1 protein-coding gene is annotated in these 982 nt (G+C 48.2%); it reads right to left on the bottom strand.

Annotated features, from left to right (window positions below):
* Positions 1–982, bottom strand: a 982-nt coding sequence (locus R7E78_RS24830; RefSeq protein ID WP_318058435.1) for a protein adenylyltransferase SelO family protein, incomplete at both ends; no start/stop codon positions are given.

Here is a 982-nt window from a genome sequence, read left to right as displayed (position 1 = left end):
CGGCAGTTTGGCATACGCTTCAAACTCTGGTTGCGAATCGTATGGATGGCGAAGTATCTCAGCAAGACGGTGAACTTCGCTGAAATCCCCTTCCTCAGCTTTATCGATAGCCAATTGCGCAAGGTAGTTGCGAAGAATGTATTTCGGGTTGGCTTGGCGCATCTGTTCACAACGCTGCTCGGCTGAAATCGGCTCACCAATTTCATCTACCTCCAGCTCACATCGAGCCAAATACAAATCAAGCCAAGCTTGGGCGGCTTCCCGGTCAATAAACAAATCGATGACCTCTTGCGCTGGCTGTTTATCGAGGTTGGACAACGCTCTAAAGAATCGCGTGTAGTCGGTATGATTCTGATTAAGCAGTTCAAACATCGACTCAAACAAACGTCCGTCTTCTGCAATTTTTGTTTTCAAACCCAGCTTACTGCGCATCAAGCGGCTAAACTGCTGGCTTAAACGCCCTTCAAATTGGCTCAGTGCCTGTTCTAAATCTTCTCGCTCGACGAGCGGTGATAAGGCATGCGCCAAAGCAGAAAGATTCCACAGGGCAATTCGCGGTTGCTGCTCGAACGCATAACGCCCCTGATAATCAGAATGGTTACAAATGTACCCCGGTTCATAATCGTCGAGAAAACCAAATGGCCCGTAATCAAAGGTTTGCCCGAGAATTGACATGTTATCGGTGTTCATCACGCCATGAGCAAACCCATACGCTTGGCAGTAAGCAATCATGTCTGCTGTTTTCTGAACAATTTCACCAAACATTGCAGCGTATGGCTTCTCTGCCGACGCACAATCAGCAAAGTGCCACTCGATGACTTTGTCCGCCAGCAACTTTTGCTCTGCCAATTGATTGGTATAGAAAAGATGCTCGAAATGGCCAAAACGCACGTGGGTCTCCGCCATACGAATCAACATTGCGCCGAATTCTGTTTTCTCGCGATAAACAGGCGTGTCACTGACCATCATGCCAAGAGCACGA

The sequence above is a fragment of the Vibrio sp. YT-19(2023) genome, from assembly GCF_033337395.1.
The sequence above is the reverse complement of the archived record's forward strand: the minus strand, read 5'-3'. Positions and strand labels throughout refer to the sequence as shown.